This is a genomic window from Bradyrhizobium sp. B097 (assembly GCF_038957035.1).
Lineage (GTDB): Bacteria > Pseudomonadota > Alphaproteobacteria > Rhizobiales > Xanthobacteraceae > Bradyrhizobium.
Genome location: NZ_CP152412.1, coordinates 8,770,963 through 8,791,540 on the forward strand (window position 1 = coordinate 8,770,963; position 20,578 = coordinate 8,791,540).

The window sequence follows — 20,578 nt, forward strand, 5'->3', positions numbered from 1 at the left end:
CATCACGGGCACATCACACGAATCTCCGCTTGATGCGTCGAGAGCGCGTGAAGAAAGCCTTAACGCGCGCGCCTCGCACAGCGAAGAATGCCTCTAAATCACGGCAAAAACGGCTCGTCGCAGCGACGTTAATCACAACCTCACGCGATCAATCACGAGCGCATGAGGCGCATGCAAAACGCCACGATCTCTTCCAACTCATGGTGTGCAAACAAGCCGTCCGACACGATTGCGATTCGACGCGGCGACCGCCGCGCGGCTCGAACACCGTGAGGGACATCACGGCCGGCACAACTGATTGTGAGGCATGTGCGCCGCACTCTTGGGAAGAAGCCTGGCCGTTCTTACATCACGTCCAAAGAACGACCCCAATAAAGGAATTGGTCAATGCAAGTTCGCGCAGCCGATACGCGCGGAAGACTGGTGCCTGCGCTCGCAACCGCCGCCGTGGCGGTGCTGGCCACGGCAGTCCTCGTCATCCTCGAATTCAACCCGCCCCGCAACGTGCAGGCCGCGGCCGAGCCCGGCATGATCACCTCGGCCGCCGCCAGTAGAGCCGGCGCCACGGTGCTGCCGACCGATCCGGTCACCACCGGCAGCGTGCGGTATCGCTAGGGGCGCGCCCGCTCTCTCACCATCGTCGTCCCGGCGAAAGCCGGGACCCATAACCACCAATGTTTGCCGTTACGCGCCGAATGTCGTCCCGGCGTCGCTCCAAATAAGCAACTGGGGTAATGGGTCCCGGCCTTCGCCGGGACGACGGTAAATATTAGATCCCCGCCGCATTTTCGCATCCCTGCCCCGGCGTCTCGTCGCAAGCCCGCCTCCCTCGACCTGCGTAAGCTCTCCCTCGCGAACAATAAGAACGCCACAGGGAGGCTCACGATGATCTGGAAGGCCATCACGGCAGCACTCGCGATTGCGCTCGCGACACAAGTGCACGCCGCCGAAAAGAAATACGGCGCGGGTACCAGCGACACCGAGATCAAGCTCGGACAGACCTCGCCATTCTCCGGCGCGGCGTCGGCCTACAGCGTGATCGCGAAGGTGCAGGCCGCCTACTTCAAGATGATCAACGACCAGGGCGGCGTGAACGGGCGCAAGATCGATCTGATCACGCTCGACGACGGCTACTCGCCGCCGAAGACCGTGGAGCAGACCCGCAAGCTGGTCGAGCAGGAGGAAGTCGCTGCGATCCTCAATCCGCTGGGCACGCCGACCGGCCTTGCCGTGCGCAAATATCTCAACGACAAGAAAGTGCCGCAACTGTTCGTCGGCGCCGGCGCCACGCTGTGGGGCGACTATCAGCATTATCCGTGGTCGATCGGCTTCCAGCCATCGTACCAGGCCGAGACCGCGGTCTACGCCAAATATGTTCTGACCAACAAGCCGGACGCGAAGATCGCGCTGTTCTACCAGAACGACGACGCCGGCAAGGATTACGGCAACGGCTTCAAGAAGGGGCTCGGGCCGGAGAACACTGCCAAGATGGTGGTGGCGGAAACGACCTATGAATCGACCGACCCTACGGTCGACAGCCAGATCGTGAAGCTGAAAGCCTCCGGCGCCAACGTGCTGTTCATGCACGCGATCCCCAAGCAGGCAGCGCAGGCGATCAAGAAGATCGGCGAGATCGGCTGGAAGCCCGACATGTTCTTCCTCGCGGCGACCTCGACCTCGGTGTCCTCAGTGCTGAAGCCCGCCGGCTTCGAATACTCGAAGGACATCATCTCGTCCTACTCGCTGAAGGACCCGAACGATCCGCAATGGAAGACGGACCCGGACGTGATCGCCTGGCAGGACTTCATGAAGAAGTATTTCCCGGACGGCAATCTGCAGGACCAGCTGATCGTCTACGGCTATGTGGTGGCGGAGGCGACGGTGCAGGTGCTCAAGCAATGCGGCGACGACCTCACCCATGAGAACATCATGAAGCAGGCCGCCAACCTCGACATCTCGCTGCCGATGTTCCTGCCCGGCATCAAGGTGAAGACCTCGCCGACCGACTATTTCCCGGTCGAAGCAATGCGGCTGCAGAAGTTCAACGGCGAGACCTGGCAGCTGTTCGGCGACACGATCGGGAATGATTGAGGGGAGTTGTCGAACGCAAACTATCCGCACCAAGATTGTCGTCCCTGCCTAGTGCGCAAGGGAGCAGGGACCCACAACCACGAATGTCGGTGTGGTACGACGCTGGGGCCACAGCCTCCTGCAACAACGGGCTGCGGTGGTTATGGGTCCCGGCTCGCGCTCCGCTTGGCCGGGACGACGAGGAGGGTAGCCTTCACCAACGACGGCAGAGACGACGCGGAGACTAAACGCCCCGCTCCAGCAGCACCCGAAAATCCGCCCGCGCCCGCTGCGCCTCGGCGCGTGCGGCTTCGGAGGCATCGCCGAGACCAAAATAGCCGTGAATCAGGCCCTCGCCGGAGTGATACGCGACCTGCACACCGGCCGCCTGCAACGCCTTGGCATAGGCATGGCCCTCGTCGCGCAGCGGGTCGAACCAGGCGGTGGTGACGACAGCCGGCGCGACACCGGCGAGAGACTTCGCGCGCAGCGGCGAGACGCGCCAGTCGGCGCCATCAGCCTTGTCCGCGAGATAGTGCCCCGCGAACCATTGCATCGTCGCACGCGTCAGGAAATAGCCCTCGGCATTCTCGGCACGCGACGGAAATTTGGCGTTCTCGGCCGCATCGGCAAAACTGCCGACCACGTCGGTGACGGGATAGACCAGCAGCTGCCCGGCGAGCCTGATGCCGGCATCGCGGCAGGCGAGCGCTGTGGTGGCGGCGAGATTGCCGCCCGCGGAATCGCCGGCGACGCCGACGCGGGAGAGATCGCCGCCAAATTCGCCGATCCGCGCAACGACGTCGCGGACAGCAGTGAATGCATCCTCGAACGCGCCGGGAAAGCGCGTCTCCGGCGGGCGGCGGTAATCGACCGAGATCACCACCGCGCCGGTCTCGATCACGAGGTTGCGCGCCTGACGGTCATGGGTCTCGAGATCGCCGGCGACCCAGCCGCCGCCGTGGAAGAAGATCACGGTCGGCGCAGTGCCGGTGCCATTGCGATAGAGCCGCGCGCCAAGCTTGCCCGCCGCGCCGGCGACGGCGATATCATCAGCTACATCGACGGGCGGCGGCGGCACCGCCTTGCGCGCATCGGCCAGCGCCCGCAGCGAATCGCGGCAGCTCTGCGGCGTCATGGTTGCGGGATCGCGCAGCGGCAGCAGCGGGATGATCTTCTCAATGACGGGATCGAGCGGAAGCGGCATGGGAGTCCTTCTAAGTCAGTGCTTGCAGGTCAGGTGCTTGCAGGTCAGGTCAGATGCTTGGAAAGGCTGCCGGCCTCGATCGCGGCGATCTGCAGCGCGATGAAGCGGCTATAGATGCGGGCCTGCGAGAACGCGCCGCCGGTGAACCAGAGGCCGGGCTGGGCCGTGCGCCTCCACATGTTGCGCAGCTCCTGCGTCGCATCGTCAAAGCCCCAGACGCGGCCGACGCGCGCTGCGACGTCGTCGCCGAACAGTCTGCCGACCAGATGGTCGGGGCCCTTGTAGCCGGTGGCGAGCACGAACAGCTCGGCGGCGAGCGACGTGCCGTCCTTCAGCGCGAGGCCATCGGCAGTGAAATCAGTGATGTCGGCGGCCTGGATCAGGCGGATCTTGCCGTCGGCGATCAGCTCGGAGCAGCCGACATTGAAATAATAGCCGCCGCCGCGGGAGCGGAACTTCAGCGGCCAGCCGGTGCCGTCCTCACCGAATTCGAGCCGGAAGCCGGCGCGCTCCAGCCGCGACAGCAACGGCGCATCGAGCCGCTTGACCTCGTCGGTGATGATCTTGTGCGCGATCTTCATCACCGGCAGCGGTACGCCGGAATTGAGGATGTCGCGTACCTCGATCGGCGGGCCGTCGCCGAGATAGGTCTTGTCGTAGAGCTGCGCCGGCTCGACATTGACCACCATGGTCGGGCTGCGCTGAATCATGGTGACATCGGCGCCAGCGGCGTGCAGCTCCTGGCAGATGTCATGGGCACTGGTACCGGTGCCGAACATGATGACCGAGCGCCCGGCCCATTCGCGCCCCGCGGCGAACGCGCTGGAATGCAGCACCTTGCCGCCGAACTGCTCGATGCCGGGGATGGTCGGGATATTCGGCGTGCCGCTGACGCTGGTCGCGAGCACGATGTGCTTCGGATGCAGCGTGCGCGAACCGTCGCTCCGCTGCAGCGTCACCGTCCAGCGTTGCGCGACGTCGTCATAGCGCGCGCCGTCGAACGAGGTCTCGGTCCAGAAGTCGAGCTCCATGATGTCGACATAGCTCTCCAGCCAGTTCGCGATCTTGTCCTTCGGGATGTAGTCCGGAAAGGTCGGCGGGAATGGCAGATAGCGAAACAGATTGACCGGCGTCTTGTTGTGCAGCTTGAGCCCGCGATAGCGCAGCCGCCAATTGTCGCCGACGCGGCGCTCGCGATCGACGATCAGGGCATCGAGCCCGATCCGCTTGCACTCGACGGCGGCCGCGATGCCGGCATGGCCGCCGCCGACAACAAGCACATCGGGCTCGCGGTCGGCATAGGCGCGCGAGGCCTGCCGCTGCTCCAGCCAGTCCGGTGCGGCGAAATCGCGCGCGTGGGATTCCTCAGTGGCGTGCGCGGCGCAGATGCGGTCGAAGTCAGGCATCGTGGAGAACGTCCACGCCGCCGAATTTCCGCCCCTCTCATGCAGCAGGCGGACCGCGCCGGTGCCGGGGCCATTCGACGTGTCGAAGGTAAAGACCGCCTCGATCACCTCGCGTCCGGCCATCACGGCACGCCGCGGTATCAAGGCACGGTCGTCGAGACGAAATCCGCGGGCGTTCGCCGCGGCAGCACGCGCGAGCAGCTCGGCAACGACGGGCTGCCGACCGCTGAAGGTCGCAAAATGCCAGGAGATGCCGAAGATGTTGCGCCAGTGGCTGTCGGGCGCGAACAGCGCGGAAAGAGCATCAGCGGAGCGGCTGGCGAGCGCCGCATCCAGCGCGCCGATCCATCGCTCGGCTAACAGTTCAGGCGCGTCCTCTGTCGCCGGGTTCAGTTTGTCCAGCATGATCGTGCTTTCTCGGGAGCAGTTGCCGTCTATCTGACAACATGCTCCCGAAAAGCACAACCATCATGCCAAGACTCATGCAACGTGTTGCTGCAGCGAGTCCGGCTCGGCCTCGTCGGCGGCAGGCTCCGCCTGCGCCGCAGGCGCCGCGGCGAGTTCCGCTGCTATCTCCTTGGCAAGCGCAGTAGCACCGACATAGTCGGTCTTGCCGGTGCCGAGCAGCGGCACCTTGTCGACGACGCGGATGTCGGCGGGCACCGCGAGCTCGGAGGCGCCGACGCTCTTGGCCTGGCGCTGCATCGCGGCGCGGTCGGCATTCCTCTCGGTGGTGAGCAGCACGATGCGTTCGCCCTTGCGCGCGTCGGGGATCGAGACCGCAACCGACATCGCCTGCGGCCACAGTGTGGACGCCATCGTCTCGACCGCCGACAGCGAGACCATCTCGCCCGCGATCTTGGCGAAGCGCTTGGCGCGGCCCTTGATCGCGATGAAGCCCTGCGCGTCGACCGTAACGATGTCGCCGGTGTCGTGCCAGCCTTCAGGCAGCGGCTCGAGCACGCCGGGATTTTCGGCGCGGAGGTAGCCGAGCATCACGTTCGGACCCTTCACCGACAGGCGGCCGCCTTCCTCGATGCCGGGGACCGGATCGAGGCGGTATTGCATCAGAGGCGAAATACGGCCGACGGTGCCCTGGCGGTTCGCCATCGGCGTGTTCATCGCCAGCACCGGCGCGGTCTCGGTGACGCCATAGCCCTCGAGGATGCGGATGCCGTAGCGTTCCATATAGATCTGTCTGGTGCGCTCCTTCACCGCTTCGGCACCGGCAATGACGAGCCGCAGCGTGCGGAAATCATAGGCATGCGCCGAGCGGGCGTAGCCGGTGAGGAAGGTGTCGGTGCCGAACAGGATGGTCGCGCCGGTCTGGTAGATCAGTTCGGGCACGATCCGGTAGTGCAGCGGCGACGGATACATGAAGATCGGAATGCCGCCGAGCAGCGGCATCATCATGCCGCCGGTCAAGCCGAACGAATGGAACACCGGCAGCACGTTGAACACCTTGTCGTTGGCATTGGCATCGACCCGCGCCAGCGCCTGCGCCGCATTGGCGAGAATGTTGCGGTGGGACAGCACGACACCCTTCGGGGTGCCTTCCGAACCCGAGGTGAACAGGATGACCGCGGGATCGTTGGCCTCGCGGCCGACGCGCGGCGCGATGCCGGCGCGGAAGCCTGCGATCTTGTCGGCGAGGCCGATGTCGGCCCTGACATCCTCGAGATAGACGACGCGCGCCTGGCCCGCCATCGCCGTGATCAGCTTGTCGAGCTTGCCCTTCTCGATGAAAGCCTGCGAGGTCAGCACGGTCTTCACCTGCGCCGCCTTCATCGCGGCCAGCACGTTGACTGGACCTGCCGAGAAGTTGAGCATCGCCGGCACGCGGCCGATGGTCTGCAGCGCCATGAAGACCACAGCGACGCCGGCCGAGTTCGGCAACAGCACGCCAACGTTCTCGCCGACGGAAGTGCCCTGCTCGAGCTTGCGGCTCAACACCTGCGCGCCGAGGATCAGCTTGCGATAGGTCAGCTTGGTGCCGAGCGCGTCCTCAATGATCGGCTTGCCGGTGTCGCGGTCGCGATAGGCGTGGCCGAGGCCCTCGAACAGCGTCTGGTCGAGCATCGCGTTCTGCACCATGGCGTTGATCATGACGTCCTGCAGCGCGGCGCCGGCGGCATTGCGGCGCGCCTTGCCCTTCAGCGACTGGTCGATCGGCAGCTTGACCGGCGGCAGGATCGAGATCGTCACCTTGGGGAACCAGGAGCGCTTGATCTCGCCATTCTTGAGATAGCTGAGATGCGAGCGTTGCGCGCCCTCGATGCGGACCGGAACGACGACCGCATCGGCCTTGTCGGCGATCATCGCGGTGCCGTCATAGACCTTCATCAGCGAACCGGAGACCGTGATGCGCCCTTCCGGGAAGATCACGACCGGCTCGCCGGCGGCGACCAGCTTGATCAGGTCGCGCGCGGCCAGCGGCTTGGACGGGTCCATCGTGTAGTGCTTGATCATCTTCAGGAACGGCTTGGCCCACCACGCCTTGGCGATGCCGGTGTCGACGGCGAAGCTCGCATCGATCGGCAGCATGGCGTGCAGCAGAGGGCCGTCGACCAGGCTGACATGGTTGGGCGCGATCAGCATCCGGGTGCCTGCGGGCGGCAGGTTCTCCATGCCGCGCACCTCGAGCCGGAACAGCGCGCGGAACAGCAGCGCGCCGAAATCGCGCACGCCCTCCTTGCCCCACTTGGTCAGCACGAACCAGACGGTGCCGAAGCTCGCGATCGCAAGGCCGAAGAAGATCCAGGCGATCGGCAGGCCGATGGCTTGCAGCGCGCCGACGAACACCGCGCCGGCGACCATGAAGCCGGCCTGCAAAATGTTGCCGGCGGCGATGATGCGGGCGCGCTCGGACGGCGCGGTCCAGGCCTGCACGGCCGCAAACGACGGCACCACGAACAGGCCGCCGCCGAAGGCGAACAGGAAGAAATCAGCCAGCATGCGGAAGCCGCCGAACGAGGCCGCGAACGCCGCCGCGGTGACGTCCTTGCCGAGCGAGGTGGTGGCGATCGCCCAGGCGAGGTCGAGGCCGATCACGCCCATCACGATGGCGCCGATCGGCACCAGTGCGAGATTCGGGCGAACGTGGCTCAATTGCGCGGCGAACAGCGAACCGGCGGCAATACCGATCGCGAATACGGCGAGGCACAGCGTGACCACGCCCTCGGTGCCGCCGACGCCCTCCTTGATCAGCGCGGGCAGCAGCGACAGCACGATCGCGCCGACCATCCAGAACCAGGACACGATCACCATGCCGTCCCACAGCCGCTGTTCGGCATAGAGCGACTTCAACAGGCGCACCGTCGAGGTCCAGGGATTCTTGGTGATCGGCAGATCCGGCGCGGACGGCTGCGTCACCGGAATGCGCGACGCAAATCCCCAGGACAGCACCGACAGACCCACGACGGCCGCGCAGATCCAGCCCATGTGGCTGGCGCCCGCGACGAACATGCCGCCCGCGATGGTGCCGATCAGGATCGCCATGAAGGTTGCGCCCTCGACCAGCGCATTGCCGGTCGCGAGTTCTGACACCGACAGTTGGTCCGGCAGCACAGCGTATTTCACCGGGCCGAACAGCGCGGCGACGATGCCGAACAGCGCCAGCGCGATGAACAGCAGCGGGATCGAATGGGTGAAGAAGCCGGCCGCGGCAAACGCCGCGGCGAAGATCTCGAAGAACTTCAGCCGGCGGGCGACGACGGACTTGATGTAGCGGTCGGCGAGCTCGCCGCCGAGCGCGGACAGCACGAAGAACGGGAAGATGAACACCGCGCCGGCGAGCTGCACCAGCGCCGGCCCCTGCTCGTTGGCGACGCCATATAGCAGCATGATGACCAGCGCGTTCTTCAGCACGTTGTCGTTCAGCGCCGAGCAGAACTGCGACCAGAACAGCGGCGCGAAGCGGCGGGACGTCATCAATTCCTTGATCATGACCGGTTCCTTGGGTTAGCGCGCGCGGCGCTGGCAGGTCTGCGAATTCGGATGGCAGAGAATGGTGGGCGTGGTGAAAATGACGAAGATCCCGCAGCCTTTAGTCTTTTCCGCAACGTATCGGTTCGAACCAGCGCGGATCGGCCGCGCCGGGCGCCGCGACAATGCCCGGCAGAAATGTACGAGACCTTATCCAGGGTTGTGGTCGATCGACATCGAAACGGGCTCGCGAGGGACATGGTGAGTGCTTTCTTGAGCTTTCGGCAACAATTGCGGCCTGCCCGCTTCAGGTCAGTTCACTCAACCCGCGGAACGGCGACCAGCGGCAGTTGCGTGACTTGCAGCGGCCACCGCTGGCAGCCGCCGGGCGCGGTGCGCGCCGATCGGCGCGCCGCGGCTCCAGCACGCCTGCGACGTCGCAGGCGCGGGCGATCCGCTCGATCGGGGCGGTCGCCGGGGCGAAGATGGCGCAGCCAAAGCCCTTCACGAGCTCGATCGCGTCATCGACAAAGGTGGTGGTCAGTTGAAGTGCTAGGGTCTGCATGTGAGTGGCCTCCTATACCAACTTGAGCAACGCTCAAATTAGTAGTACGAAAATGAACATTGTTCAAGAAGAATCGCGACGAGACCGAAAGAAACTTCAGCGGCGAGGTCTGCTGATCGAGATCGCGCGCCGGTATATTGCGACTAAAGGCTTGAGATCATTGAAGGTTCGTGATGTTGCCGAAGCGGCCGGTTGCTCCATCGGCAGCGTCTATAACGAGTTCGGCGACTTCGACGGCCTGATCCTGACCGTGAACCGGGAGACTGTTCAGGCCCTGACCGAGCGGCTCAAGGCAGTCCCGGCCGACGATCCCCTGCGCCAGCTGCACGGGCTTGCGGACGCCTATCTCGGCTTCGCCACCGAGCACGCCAATCTGCTGCGCTCGCTGTTCGAGCACCGGATGGAACACGGCCGGCCGTTTCCGGAAGACATCCTGGCGATGGTGATGGATGCCTTCGCGCTGATGCACGCGCCGCTGGTGCGGCTGTTGCCCGATCGCGATCCCGACGACGTCGCGCTGCTGTCGCGGATGATGTTCTCCGCGGTCCACGGCATCATCTCGCTCGGCCTCGAGGAGCGCATGGTCGCGGTGCCGCCGGAGCAGTTGCGCGAGCGCCTTGCGCAGTTCGTCGACACGCATCTCGCAGGGCTCGGCGTTTCGCGCAGCGATCAGGTTTGATTGCGTGCGACGCGGCCTGAGCGGGCGAGCGTCCAGAGCGGTTCGAGGAACACAACACTGGTGCCTCCCTCGCGGAAGACGAGCTTGAACTCGATCCGTCCGTCCGCTGTGATGGATGCAGAATGCAGTCCCGTATTGCCGTCATATCGCAAGACGTCGTCGAGGACATATCCGGTGAAGCCTCCGGAAAAGCCGGGCCCGGGCACTCGGCTGTGCGGCATCGCCGGCCCGTTCACGAGGTAGCCGGTCGCAACACCGTCCCGATCGACATTGGTCACGATCATCATGAATTGGCGGTGCGAGTTGATCCATCCCTCACCGCTTACCCACACGCCGAGAAAGCGGCGAATATTGTCCGGCACATCACTGGCCGGCGCGTGAACGCGATAAGCGGGAAGCGGCAATTGCTTCTCGGCCGCCAGCGCGGTGATCCGCTCAACATCCTGATCCGGCACGATGCCGTGATCCTGCGGCGCAAGCCAGTTCGCCAATTGCGCCAGCGGATGCCACATCCCGTTGGCAATCGGCGGCGCGGAGGCGAGAGCTGCGAAGGCGATCACTGCCAGTCCGGCGACCAGCAACCATCGGGGAAGCCCGGCCAAGCGGGCTGCAACGACACGGCGAGCAGACGTGCTGCGCGGGACACTCTTCGGTCCATGATCGTGCGATGGCGGAATCGGTGCGGCATCGAGCCGGTAGCCTCGGCGAGACAGCGTCTTGATGATGCGGTGGTCGTCATCGTGCAGCTTCAGGCGCAGCTCGCGGATGCATTGGACGAGCGAATCGTCCGAGACCGCGACATTGCCCCAGACCGCCGCGTGCAGATCCTGCTTGGATAGCAACCGCCCGGCATTGCCAGCGAGATGGCGGAGGACCGCGAATGACTTCGGCCTGAGCTCAAGCTCGACGCCGTCCACGAGCGCGACACCGCGGGCGAGATCGAGCACAAAGGAATCAAATATCAAAACGGATTCAGTCGTCGGGTCCATAGAGGTCACTCCATGCCCACAGACGGCGTCAATTGGAGAGATTTAGCAGGAAATTCGCCGTTCTGTCACTTCTTGATCAGGACTTCCCTGCGGCGAAGCCGATAGTCGCCAGCTGGCCCTGCATCATTTCCGGGCCTGCGGGAGGTTGACCATGCCGAGGATGCCGTTTGCCGTGTTGGTCGGGGCCGTTCTGGCGCTTTCGGCGGTGCAATCGGGACAGGCCCGGGCGCAAGACGTCGTAAGGGTCGGGCTGGTGATGCCATTGACCGGCGTTCTGGGGCCGGTCGGCAAGCAGGCGGTCGCCGGGGCACGGCTCTACATGGCGCAGCACGGCGATATGGTCGCCGGTCGCAAGATCGAATTGATCGTCCGGGACGACGCCAGCGTGCCCGACAATGCCAAGCGCATCGCTCAGGAGCTGATCGTCAACGACAAGGTCGCGATCCTCGGCGGCGGACTGACGCCGAGCGTGCTGGCGCTCGCGCCACTGGTCAATGAGAGCAAGACGGCGACCGTCGTCATGGTGTCGGGTACATCGATCGTGACCGAACGATCTCCTTACTTCGTCCGCACCAGCTGGACGCACGCGCAGCAGGCCAGCGTGCTGGCGGATTGGGCGGCCAGGAACGGATCGAAGCGGGCCACCGTCATCGCGTCCGACTGGGCACCCGGGCATGAAGCCGCCGGCGTATTTTCCGCGAGCTTCACCGCGGCGGGCGGATCGATCGTCGAGGCGCTGAAAGTGCCGCTGGCCAATCCCGACTTCGCGCCGTTCCTTCAGCGCGCGCGGGACGGCAATCCGGATACCCTGTTCATTTTCGTGCCGGCAAGCCAGGCCGCCATCCTGGCCAAGCAATTTGTCGAGCGTGGGCTGGACAAGAGCGGGATCAAGCTGATCGGCCCCGGCGACATCGCCGACGACGAGGACCTGCCGGGGATGAGCGATGCCATGATCGGCATGATCACGGCCGGATTCTACTCTGCCGCTCATCCATCCGACCTGAACCGCGCCTATGTCGCAGCGTTCCGCAAGGCCAATGCCAACGTCCGTCCGAACTTCATCAGCGTCAGCGCCTATGACGGTATGCATCTGATCTATGAGGCGCTGAAGGCGACCGGCGGCAAGACCAATGGCGACGCACTGATCGAAGCCATGAAGGGCATGGCTTGGGAGAGCCCGCGCGGCCCGATGTCGATCGATCCGAAGACGCGCGACGTCGTCCACGACATCTACATTCGCAAGGTCGAGAGGGTCGGCGGCGAGCTCTACAGCGTCGAGCACGAGACCTTCAAGGCGGTCAAGGACCCCGCCAAGATCGCGAACAAGTAAGCCAGGCGGCGAAGCCGGTCGGGCCTGGCGCCGCTCCGACGCGTCAGACGCGCGTGCGGGCGATCGTGCCGGCGACGATCTGCATGGCGACGCCGAGCACCCAGCCCGCCATGATCGCCGCGGTCCAGGCAATATCCGGCTCGCTGCGCAGCACAACGACACCAACCGAGAAGAACGCGACCATGGTCGCGAGGAAGGTGCCGATCGCGCTCAGCAGCTCCGCCGCGTCGATCTTGCGCGTCGAACTGCCATCCTTCGGATGGAACAGTTTTGGCGGCGTATCGATGCCCACATAGAAGCCGATCGCACCGCCCAGCATCATGATCAGCAGGAACGCCTGCGACGTCAGCGCCGACACGCTCGAGCCGACATGGATGGCGACGAACAGACCGCTTGCAGCTCCCGCCAGGGCAAGACCGAAGCGCTCCAGGACATGGGCAAATTTTCTGACGCGGCTGCGCATTGCTCTGCCTCATCAATGAATTGCTCCGCAGGTCAGGCTAGGCCTTTTCGTAGCAGCGCGAAAGTCGTCTCGCCTCAAATGGCCGCGACCTCGTGACGCTTTTGTGCGCCAGTTCACATCTGTCGTGGCACAGAATGACTAAATATCGATCCAAGGTAGCAATCGAATCCGCTACCACTACGCTGCGCCGTCCGCTTCATTCATTTCAGCGAGCGTTTTTCGATGCCGAGCCCGAAGATCATTATTCTGTCCGACGGCACCGGCAACGCCGCCTCCAGCGTCTGGCGCACCAATGTCTGGCGGATATTCCAGTCGCTGGATTTGCAGGGCAACGCGCAGGCCGCCAAGTATGATGACGGCGTCGGCACGTCGTCCTTCGTTCCGCTTGCGCTGCTCGGCGGCGCCTTCGGCTACGGCCTGAAGCGCAATATCCTGGATGCCTACAAATTCATCTGCCGCAACTACGACCACCAGAACGATTCGCAGATCTACCTGTTCGGATTCAGCCGCGGCGCCTTCACCGTGCGCACGCTCGCCGCACTCATCCTCGATCAGGGCCTGATCGTCGCCGGCACCGAAGCCGAACTGCACGACGGCGCGGTGAAGGCCTATCGCGCGTACCGCGCCGCAGGCTACCACTCGATCTGGCGCATCGAGGTGCTGTTCCGCGCGCTGCGCGATTACATCCTTGTGCCGGTGCTGGACCGCCTTCAGCGCAACAAGCCTTATGCGGAGATCGCACGGAAGCCAGTGCCGGCGATCGAGTTCATTGGCATCTGGGACACCGTCGCGGCCTATGGCCTGCCGATCGACGAGATGACACGCGGCATCTCCAACTGGGTGTGGCCGCTCGAGCTGCCGAACCGGATTCTCAGCCCGAAGGTCAAGTGGGCACGGCATGCGCTGGCGCTCGACGATGAGCGCACGACCTTTCATCCGGTGCTCTGGACGGAGCAAGAGCCGGGACAGCCCGCACCGGCCGTGCCGGCAACGATCGATGGCGAGCGCCTCGTCCAGGTGTGGTTCGTCGGCATGCATGCCAATGTCGGCGGCGGCTATCCGGACGATGCCGTCGCCTTCGTGCCGCTGGCCTGGCTGGTCGACGAAGCCGTCAAGCGCGGACTTGTGTTCAAGAGTGCGCCGATCGCCGATCCCGATGCGATCAAGGCGATCAAGTCTTCCGAGGACAAGGATGGCCGCCTTTACGATTCGCGGGCCGGCCTCGGCTCCTATTACCGGTACGGTCCCCGCAAGGTCGCCGATCTCTGCAACGACCCCTATGCCGACGTCAGCGTGCCGATGCCGAAGATCCACGAAAGCGTGTTCGAGCGGATCGGCAGCGGCGCCAATGCCTATGCCCCGATCGGGCTTCCACCGAACTATGTGGTGGTGTCCCGCAGCGGCCAGGTGACACCGCTAAGCTCCACTACGTTTGAAACGCCCGCCGGCGCACCGGCCCGCCATGCCGCGCAGGAGAAGCTATGGAATTTCGTCTGGATGCGGCGGATCGCCTACTTCGCCACCTTGGCGGCGTCGCTGCATCTGGCCGCGTTCTGGCTGTTCCACAATCAGCACAAGGAGCACGAATTCAGCTCCTGGTTCAGGATGATTTCGGAGCTGGTGCGCTTCATCGAATCGTTCCTGCCCGCTTCGTTTCATTGGTGGACCGATTGGTACGCCGGCAACCCGGAATGGTTCGCCGGCGGCATCATCGCCGTTTTCGTGCTGATGGGTGTGGGCAGTTCGCTCAGCGCAACGATCAGCGACAGGATGCGGATCATCTGGCGCAACCGCGCGAACCCGACGCCGCTCTCAGGGTTCATGCACGATGCGATCTATCGATTCCGCACCAGCACGATCTATCAGTGGATCCTCAATGTCGGGAAGCGGCATGTCGTGCCGTTCCTGCTCACGGCCTTGCTGGTCTGGTTCAGCGCGACGCTGCTCAGCCATTTCCTGTTCAATGCCGCGGATTCGATGGGCGCCTTCTGCAAGGGGAGCGCGGCCGACAAGCTCGTCGCCGTCGACAAGGGCGTCCCGCAGGATGCGGCCGACTTCGACACCAGCGCGATCTGTGCGCCGACCGGGCTCAAGGTCCGCACCGGCTTCAAGTACGAGATCGCGATCACGATGTCGGAGCCATGGGAGGACGCCGGACGCGCGGTCACGCCGATCGGCTACCGGACCTCGACCATCGAGGGTGCAAAGCGCTGGCGCGGATACGCCACGATCTTCCTGCGGCGCATCCTGTTCCGGCCCTGGTTCAGGCTGATCGCACGGGTCGGAGACACCGGCGTCGACGAGTATTTCCTCGATCCCTTGCCGGCGCCGAACACCGACCCGCAGGTCTACAAGGCGCGGTTCACCGCCGATCGCAGCGGCGAGATCTTCCTCTACGTTAACCAGGCCGTCATCGGCCTGCCTTGGATCTACCAATGGTTCTACGGCGATCACAAGGGCACGGCGAAGGTCACGGTGAAGTTGCTTTAGGCAAGCTGCGATCGCGGCGGACCGGTCCGCACGGCGTGATCCATCTGTGATCCAGCCGATAGTTTCGGTTGCATATATTATTTCATACTCCTCCTGCTAGACGAGCCGCCAGGCGCCCGGAACGATCCGACGCGACACCTCGGATCTCCTGCGGCGCTGACGCGCCACGTTCATATCGAGCGGATATTTCTCATCAGTGATTTGGAGGCATCACCATGATTTCCACAATTCAGGCGTTTCCAACCACCGACGGCATCTTCGTGGTTTGGGAGGTCGCGGCAATGATCCCGGACTGCCTCGGCTTTGCGCTCTATCGTCAGCAGCAGGGCAAGAGCGCGACCGTCGTCGACACCTGGGTCGGATTCGAGGATCAGGTGCAGAGCCACAAGGCGGGAGATCATCGTCCAAGCACCGAATGGCCGGTGCAGAAGACGAACTGGACCGATTTCCTGGCCCCGGCCGATGCGCCGGTCCGCTATGGCGTCGTTCCGGTTCTCAAGGACGGCGCCACCAAGGTGAAGCCCGCCTACAGTGCGCCAGCGACATGGACCGACTACGTCTCGGCCACGCCGTCGGGCCCGCTGAAGCCATGGTTCAACCGCGGCACGATCTCGGCGCAATGGCTGTCGCGCGCGATCGGCACCACACCGAAAGCCTCCCAGACGCTGGAGAAGGCGATCTCCACCAAGGGCAACAAGATCCGCGACTTCCTCAAGGGCGAGCTTGGCGCGCGCCTCTTTGCCCTGTTGGCCGGGGCCAAGAAGGATAAAGTCGACGTCTATGTCGCGCTCTACGAGCTCAACGATCCCGAATTGATCGCCGCGCTGACTGCGCTGAAGGGCAAGGCCCACGTCGTGCTCGGCAACAGCACCGGCAAGTCCGACGCCACCGCAAAGGAGACCGAGAAGAACGCCGGCGTGCTGAAGAAGGCGGGCGTCGACATCGTCCGCCGCAAGATCGCGCCGAGCCGCTACGCCCACAACAAGTTCGCGGTGTTCTGCGACGGCGCCGAGACACCGAAAGTGGTCTGGACCGGGAGCACCAACTGGACCCGGACCGGATTGTGCACCCAGAACAACAATGGGCTCGAGATCACCGACGGCAAGATCGCGGCGGCCTATCACGAGCATTGGAAGGCGATCTACGCCGACGGCAGCAAGTCGCCGAAGGCGCTGGCCTTGGCCGGCGATCACGTATGGCCGTTCACGATCGGCAACTCGAACGTCAGCGTCTGGTTCACGCCGACCACCAAGAGCGGCGATCTCAAGGAAGCGACCAAGATGATCGAGGACGCCGAGCATGGCGCGGTGTGCCTGATGCTCAATCCCGGCAACAAGGGCCTGCTCGGCCCGATCCTGGAGAAGGCGCAGGACAAGAATCTCTATGTGCGCGGGGTGCTCAACAATTTCCCGGCGCAGGGCAAGGACAGTCCAAAGGATCGGCTGCAACTGCTGGCCGGCGGCGGTCAGCAGCAGGTCTTCAAGGGCAAGCAGATTGCCGACGTGATCAGGCCCGCCGGCATCGACAAGACCGCCGACTGGTGGCAGCACGAGATCAAGAACACCGGAAAGTTCATGATCGCCGTGCACAGCAAGGTGATCGTGCTGGATCCTGCCGGCAAGAACCCGGTGGTCATGACCGGCTCGCACAATTTCTCCGACCGCGCCAGCACCAAAAACGACGACAACCTCGTCATCATCAGAGGCGATTCACAGCTGGCGCTGACCTATGCCGCGCGCATCGTCAGCATCTACGGCCAGTATCGCTGGCAGGCCTGGCGCAACACGCCGGAAGGCCAGAAGGACAAGGGTCTGAAGCGCAGCGACACGTGGCTGAGCAGCCGCATCGGCAAGGGCTGGGCGCAAATCGAGACCCGGTTCTGGCTCGGCACACCCTGAGGCCGGCGATCCGTCATGACATGCGGGCAGCGTTACCGCTGCCCGCATGATCCTCACCGTCAAACTACGCCGCGCGGCCGACCGAGGCGTCGAGGTGCTTCAGCTTCGGCAAGACCTCCTGCTTCAGCAGCCGCAGCGAATTGTGCCAGGCCTCGGGCTTGTGCTTGTAGTCGAAACCGAACACCAGCAGCACGCCGAAACCGCCGACCTCCTGATAGATCTTCTCGATCTTCTCGGTGACGGTCGCGGGCGAGCCGACGATCCAGTTGTTGCGGGCGCAATACTCGACCGTGACGTCGCTATCGGGCACGTCGGGCGACGCTTTCAGATAATCCTTGAAACCAAAGTGGCCGAGCAGCGGCAGGAAATACTCACCCATCATCCGGCCCATCATGTCGCCGGTCGAGAGCTTCCATGCCTCCTCGTCGGTGTCGGCGACAAACACCTCGCGCACCATCCGCCAGTCCTTGCGGCTCGGCTTGCGGCCGGTCTTGGCCGCGCCGGCTTCCACCGAGTCCCAGTGACTGCCGACATAGGCGGGATTGAGATTCAGGCTCATCGGGATGAAGCCACGCTCGCCTGCGAGCTTGAGCGTGTCCGAGTTCTTCGACAGCCCCGCGACGCCGATCGGCGGATGCGGCGCTTGCTGTGGCTTGATGTGCGGCTTGAGGAAATCGAACATCGTGTCCGGCTTGGTCACCGTCCAGAACTTGCCCTTGTGGGTCCACGGTGCCGGTTCGGTCCACATCTTCAGGATGATCTCGAGCGCCTCGCGGGTCATGTCGCGGTTCTGGCCTGACATGCCGTCGACATTGAACATCGCCCAGTCGCTCGGCAGGCCCGAGGCCGCGACGCCGAAGTTGAGCCGCCCGTTCGAGAGATGATCGAGCATCGCCACGCGGTTCGCGAGTTCGGCCGGATGATGATACGGCAGGAGGAAGCCACCGGGGCCGATGCGGATGTTCTTGGTCTGCAGCAGCGCCTGCGCGATCAACAGATCCGGCGACGGGTGCGGCTCCCAGGGCGCGGTGTGGTGCTCGCCGATCCAGGCTTCCTGGTAGCCGAGCTCGTCCAGCCAGCGCAGCACCTGAAGGTCCCAGTCGTGGCCCTCTTTCAGTCCGCACTCCGGCGGATGCGACGGCATCGCGAAGTATCCGAGTTCCATGGGTTTCCTCTCTTTGTTCGATACGTGTCTTCCGCACGCGCTCCGGAGAGTACCTGCCCCGGCTACGGCAGAACAATGGCTTTGTCGCATGCCGCCCGGCCGGGAATTACGCGTAAGGCGTCCCCTTCAGCATGACCGCGATACCCGAAAAGCTGCGCTCCATGATCTGCAGGAAGGCCTCGCGTGTCGAGGCCGCCGATCGGCGCGCCTTGTGCTCGCGAAGCCCTTCCGCATAGGCGACGGTCACGGCCGTGACCACCATCGACGCGGCGAGCCGGGCGTCGGCGTCGGCGAGCGGCCGCTTGATGGCGCCCGCCAGCACGGTTGCAAGATCATCGATCAACTCGTCACGCATCTCGCGCGCCCGCGCCGAGAGCGCCGGGCTTTCGGCGACGGTGCGCCAGAATTTCGCCGTTGCATCGGTGAATTTCGCGAACGGATGCGCCCGATCCGCGAGATTCTGCACCAGCTTGCGCAGCGTCATCAGCGGCACTTCGCCCGCTGACCGCTCGGCAAAGGCGGCCTTCAGAATCTGGCGGCTTTCCTCCTCACGGTCGAAGAACAGATCTTCCTTGCGCGGAAAGTAATTGAACACCGTCATCCGGGAGACCTCGGCGGCCTCTGCAATCTCTGCCACCGAGACATTGTCGAAGCCGCGCGCCACGAACAGCTCGGTGGCGACATCCGAGATCGCCTGGCGCGTCGCTTCCTTCTTCCGCTCCCGCAATCCGCCGTGATTTGACATGGAAGAATTTGTACCATACAAAATATTATACTGAGTACAAATTTACGGTGATGGCGTGACGCGTGAACGGACGGATGTGGTTGTGGTCGGCGCCGGGCCGACCGGATTGCTGCTGGCGATCGAACTGACCCTGGGCGGCGCCGATGCGATCGTGATCGAGCGGCTGGCGGAGCCCGACCAGACCATCAAGGCCGGCGCGATCGGCGCCCTCGCCGGCGAGGCGCTGCAGCGCCGCGGCCTTGCCGAGGCGATGGATGCGGTCGAACGCAGCATGGCGGACAGCATGTCCAGGCTTATGAAGAGTTGGGGCGGCGAGTCGGAGCTGCCGTTCAAGAAGTTCGGCGGGCACTTCTCCGGCATCTTCGGGATCGACCAGACGCGTCAGCGCGAGCCGAATCGGCGGTTGCGGGGCGTGAACCAGCAAGCCCTGGAGAAAATGCTCGGCGAGCGCGCCCAGGCACTCGGCATCGAGATCAGGCGTGGCTGCGAACTGATCGATTTCGAGGATACCGGAGACGGTATGCTGACGAGGGCAAGGGGCGCGTCCGGCGATGTCGAGCTGCACTCCGTCTATCTGGTCGGCTGCGACGGCGGACGCAGCGCGGTGCGCAAGCGCGCGGGCTTCGATTTTCCCGGTACCGAACCGACGCTCACCGGACACCAGGCCATCGTCGACCTCGATCATCCGGATCGTCTGCTCCCGGTCGGCTGGCGGCGGACGCCCGTCGGCATGATGGCCTATGGACCGATTCCCGGCCGGGTGTTCATGGCCGAGTTCGACGGACCGCCGGCGGATCGCAGCGCACCGGTGACGCGCGAGGAGATCGAGACCACCTTGCGCCGGATCAGCGGCGCCGACGTCCGTGTCACCGCCGTCAAGACCGCCACCCGCTTCACCGACAATGCGCGGCAGGCCGACAGCTATCGCAGGGGCCGCGTGCTGCTGGCGGGCGACGCCGCGCATGTGCATTCGCCGTTCGGCGGGCAAGGCTTGAATCTTGGCCTGCTCGATGCGGTCAATCTCGGCTGGAAGCTCGCGGCGGTCGTGTGCGATCGCATGCCCGAGAGCCTGCTCGACAGCTACACGGCAGAGCGGCATCCGATCGGGGCCAGGGTGCTCGCCAACACCCGCGCCCAGGTCGCATTGATGCGGCCTGATGTCATGACGGACGCCCTGCGCGACATCGTCGCGGACCTGATGAGCGGCGACGAGGGCACCCGCTACTTCGGCGAAATGATCAGCGGCATCAAGACCCGTTACGACCTCGGCAGCGAGCATGCATCGGTCGGCCGGCTCTCCGGCAATGTCGCGCTCGGCGACGACGGCGCGGAAACAACGCTGTTCGATCAGATGGAGGACGGCAGGGCCGTGCTGGTCGATGCAACCGGCGGGGCCGCGTCAGCAATCGCTGCTCGCTGGGACATATTCGTCCGATGCGTATCAAGGCGCGCCGGCCCGTCGCTGCTGATCCGCCCCGATGCCTGCATCGCCTGGGCGGCCGCCGGCGAGGACTTGGCGGGCCTCGACGCCGCGCTCATGCGCTGGTTTGGACCCGCCGGAACCTGCGAGAGCCGTAGCCCGGATGAAGCGAAGCGCAATCCGGGAACGGTCTGACTGCATTTCGCCCATTGCTTCCCGGATTCCGC

At 64.5% G+C, this 20,578-nt stretch carries 15 protein-coding genes; 7 read left to right on the forward strand and 8 right to left on the reverse strand.

Annotation, left to right across the window (positions count from 1 at the left end):
- Positions 1-387 precede the first annotated feature (387 nt).
- Together AAFG07_RS40385 and AAFG07_RS40390 are read left to right on the forward strand one after the other, a co-directional pair.
- Complete coding sequence (locus tag AAFG07_RS40385; RefSeq protein ID WP_212311911.1) at positions 388-615, forward strand: hypothetical protein; 228 nt, start codon at positions 388-390, stop codon at positions 613-615.
- A gap of 270 nt (positions 616-885) precedes the next feature.
- The gene (locus AAFG07_RS40390; protein ID WP_342725118.1) at positions 886-2,091 is read left to right on the forward strand and encodes an ABC transporter substrate-binding protein; all 1,206 of its coding nucleotides are present in this window, start codon (positions 886-888) and stop codon (positions 2,089-2,091) included.
- A gap of 223 nt (positions 2,092-2,314) precedes the next feature.
- On the opposite strand, the gene AAFG07_RS40395 is transcribed toward AAFG07_RS40390, so the two are convergent.
- The 4 genes from AAFG07_RS40395 to AAFG07_RS40410 form a co-directional block, all read right to left on the reverse strand.
- Entirely contained in the window at positions 2,315-3,277 is a 963-nt protein-coding gene (locus AAFG07_RS40395; protein WP_342725119.1) for an alpha/beta hydrolase, read from the reverse strand.
- A gap of 44 nt (positions 3,278-3,321) precedes the next feature.
- Positions 3,322-5,088, reverse strand: a complete 1,767-nt coding sequence (locus tag AAFG07_RS40400; RefSeq protein WP_342725120.1) for an NAD(P)/FAD-dependent oxidoreductase — start codon at positions 5,086-5,088, stop codon at positions 3,322-3,324.
- Between the two features lie 75 nt (positions 5,089-5,163).
- On the reverse strand, positions 5,164-8,628 hold the full coding sequence (locus AAFG07_RS40405; RefSeq protein WP_342725121.1) for an acyl-[ACP]--phospholipid O-acyltransferase: 3,465 nt from the start codon (positions 8,626-8,628) through the stop codon (positions 5,164-5,166).
- 286 nt (positions 8,629-8,914) lie between these two features.
- The gene (locus tag AAFG07_RS40410) at positions 8,915-9,172 is read right to left on the reverse strand and encodes a hypothetical protein (RefSeq protein ID WP_342725122.1); all 258 of its coding nucleotides are present in this window, start codon (positions 9,170-9,172) and stop codon (positions 8,915-8,917) included.
- Between the two features lie 52 nt (positions 9,173-9,224).
- On the opposite strand from AAFG07_RS40410, the gene AAFG07_RS40415 reads away from it, so the two are divergent.
- Positions 9,225-9,851 (forward strand): TetR/AcrR family transcriptional regulator, encoded by a 627-nt coding sequence (locus AAFG07_RS40415; protein ID WP_342729390.1) that lies wholly within the window; start codon positions 9,225-9,227, stop codon positions 9,849-9,851.
- Here AAFG07_RS40415 and AAFG07_RS40420 read toward each other — a convergent pair.
- Entirely contained in the window at positions 9,842-10,798 is a 957-nt protein-coding gene (locus AAFG07_RS40420; protein ID WP_342725123.1) for a winged helix-turn-helix domain-containing protein, read from the reverse strand. The two genes, AAFG07_RS40415 and AAFG07_RS40420, sit on opposite strands and share 10 nt — an antisense overlap.
- Positions 10,799-11,000: 202 nt before the next feature.
- Here AAFG07_RS40420 and AAFG07_RS40425 point away from each other — a divergent pair, with 202 nt between their 5' ends.
- Positions 11,001-12,170: an ABC transporter substrate-binding protein gene (locus AAFG07_RS40425; protein ID WP_342729391.1), complete on the forward strand. Its 1,170-nt coding sequence runs from the start codon at positions 11,001-11,003 to the stop codon at positions 12,168-12,170.
- 43 nt (positions 12,171-12,213) lie between these two features.
- Here the strand turns inward: AAFG07_RS40425 and AAFG07_RS40430 are convergent, their stop codons facing one another.
- Positions 12,214-12,633 (reverse strand): hypothetical protein, encoded by a 420-nt coding sequence (locus AAFG07_RS40430; RefSeq protein WP_342725124.1) that lies wholly within the window; start codon positions 12,631-12,633, stop codon positions 12,214-12,216.
- Positions 12,634-12,855: 222 nt separating this feature from the next.
- On the opposite strand from AAFG07_RS40430, the gene AAFG07_RS40435 reads away from it, so the two are divergent.
- Positions 12,856-15,123, forward strand: a complete 2,268-nt coding sequence (locus AAFG07_RS40435; protein ID WP_342725125.1) for a DUF2235 domain-containing protein — start codon at positions 12,856-12,858, stop codon at positions 15,121-15,123.
- Between the two features lie 215 nt (positions 15,124-15,338).
- Complete coding sequence (locus tag AAFG07_RS40440; RefSeq protein WP_342725126.1) at positions 15,339-17,021, forward strand: phospholipase D-like domain-containing protein; 1,683 nt, start codon at positions 15,339-15,341, stop codon at positions 17,019-17,021.
- Between the two features lie 64 nt (positions 17,022-17,085).
- Here AAFG07_RS40440 and AAFG07_RS40445 read toward each other — a convergent pair whose 3' ends face one another.
- Together AAFG07_RS40445 and AAFG07_RS40450 are read right to left on the reverse strand one after the other, a co-directional pair.
- Entirely contained in the window at positions 17,086-18,186 is a 1,101-nt protein-coding gene (locus AAFG07_RS40445; protein ID WP_342725127.1) for an LLM class flavin-dependent oxidoreductase, read from the reverse strand.
- Between the two features lie 106 nt (positions 18,187-18,292).
- The gene (locus AAFG07_RS40450) at positions 18,293-18,931 is read right to left on the reverse strand and encodes a TetR family transcriptional regulator (protein WP_342725128.1); all 639 of its coding nucleotides are present in this window, start codon (positions 18,929-18,931) and stop codon (positions 18,293-18,295) included.
- 55 nt (positions 18,932-18,986) lie between these two features.
- Between AAFG07_RS40450 and AAFG07_RS40455 the strand changes: the two genes are divergently transcribed.
- Entirely contained in the window at positions 18,987-20,546 is a 1,560-nt protein-coding gene (locus tag AAFG07_RS40455) for an FAD-dependent monooxygenase (RefSeq protein WP_342725129.1), read from the forward strand.
- The last annotated feature ends 32 nt before the right edge of the window (positions 20,547-20,578 follow it).